Source organism: Paenibacillus sp. MZ03-122A (assembly GCF_024213325.1).
GTDB lineage: Bacteria > Bacillota > Bacilli > Paenibacillales > Paenibacillaceae > Paenibacillus > Paenibacillus polymyxa_B.
In genome coordinates, this window is record NZ_JANAVI010000042.1 from 1 (window position 1) to 1,674 (window position 1,674).

Here is a 1,674-nt window from a genome sequence, read left to right on the forward strand (position 1 = left end):
CCTTTCCTTCGGGACAGAGGAGACAGGTGGTGCATGGTTGTCGTCAGCTCGTGTCGTGAGATGTTGGGTTAAGTCCCGCAACGAGCGCAACCCTTATGCTTAGTTGCCAGCAGGTCAAGCTGGGCACTCTAAGCAGACTGCCGGTGACAAACCGGAGGAAGGTGGGGATGACGTCAAATCATCATGCCCCTTATGACCTGGGCTACACACGTACTACAATGGCCGGTACAACGGGAAGCGAAATCGCGAGGTGGAGCCAATCCTAGAAAAGCCGGTCTCAGTTCGGATTGTAGGCTGCAACTCGCCTACATGAAGTCGGAATTGCTAGTAATCGCGGATCAGCATGCCGCGGTGAATACGTTCCCGGGTCTTGTACACACCGCCCGTCACACCACGAGAGTTTACAACACCCGAAGTCGGTGGGGTAACCCGCAAGGGAGCCAGCCGCCGAAGGTGGGGTAGATGATTGGGGTGAAGTCGTAACAAGGTAGCCGTATCGGAAGGTGCGGCTGGATCACCTCCTTTCTATGGAGAATCGTTTCCTGCAATGGAAACATTCAAATATGAAGCATTAGCTTCAAAAACTACTCACTCGTTGCTCAGTTTTGAGAGCTCAAACTCTCGAACGTTTGGTGGCGATAGCGGAGGGGTTCCACACGTACCCATCCCGAACACGACCGTTAAGCCCTCCAGCGCCGATGGTACTTGGACCGCAGGGTCCTGGGAGAGTAGGACGTCGCCAAGCGCAACCACTAAAGAAGAACTTCTTTGGTGGTTTATTATGGGCCCTTAGCTCAGCTGGTTAGAGCGCACCCCTGATAAGGGTGAGGTCGGTGGTTCGAGTCCACTAGGGCCCACCATATAACTTTATATTCCTTTTGGGGCTATAGCTCAGCTGGGAGAGCGCCTGCCTTGCACGCAGGAGGTCAGGGGTTCGATCCCCCTTGGCTCCACCAAAAAAACTGCATGAATACCATCTACTCAGTTGAGTTGGATCGATATTCACACAGGCTACAGTTTCGATGAAACTGTATTGCACCTTGAAAACTGGATACCGAAACGAAATTGCGTTTTAGAATATTCCTTTAAGCTGATCTTGTGTAAACAAGTGAATAAAGGTAGCTGCCTTGAATTTCATTCACACGTAAGTGTTGAGCCGAAATTCAGAGCAAATCGTATTTACGATGTAAATACTAGGTTAAGCTACAAAGAGCACACGGAGGATGCCTAGGCGCCAGGAGCCGACGAAGGACGTGGCGAACAACGATAAGGCCTCGGGGAGCTGTAAGCAAGCTTTGATCCGGGGATGTCCGAATGGGGAAACCCGGCTGTCTTCATCGACAGTCACTTTCTGCTGAATACATAGGCAGAATAGAGGCAGACCAGGGGAACTGAAACATCTAAGTACCCTGAGGAAGAGAAAACAATAGTGATTCCGTCAGTAGCGGCGAGCGAACGCGGATTAGCCCAAACCAAGGAGCTTGCTCCTTGGGGTTGTGGGACGTCTCACATGGAGTTACAAAGGAACCGGTTAGATGAAGAGGTCTGGAAAGGCCCGCCAGAGAAGGTAAAAGCCCTGTAGTTCAAAACTTGTTCCCTCCGAGACGGATCCCGAGTAGTGCGGGGCACGTGAAACCCCGTATGAATCCGGCAGGACCATCTGCCAAGGCTAAA

At 51.7% G+C, this 1,674-nt stretch carries 2 tRNA genes and 3 rRNA genes; all 5 read left to right on the top strand.

From position 1 onward, the window contains the following. A 16S ribosomal RNA gene (locus tag NLX74_RS25430) occupies positions 1-525 on the top strand; the annotation flags it as partial. 103 nt (positions 526-628) lie between these two features. Continuing rightward, positions 629-745: ribosomal RNA gene (rrf, locus tag NLX74_RS25435) — 5S ribosomal RNA — on the top strand. 38 nt (positions 746-783) lie between these two features. Then, positions 784-860 (top strand) — tRNA-Ile (locus NLX74_RS25440). Between the two features lie 20 nt (positions 861-880). Next, positions 881-956: transfer RNA gene (locus tag NLX74_RS25445), tRNA-Ala, on the top strand. 240 nt (positions 957-1,196) lie between these two features. Continuing rightward, positions 1,197-1,674 (top strand): 23S ribosomal RNA (locus tag NLX74_RS25450); the annotation flags it as partial.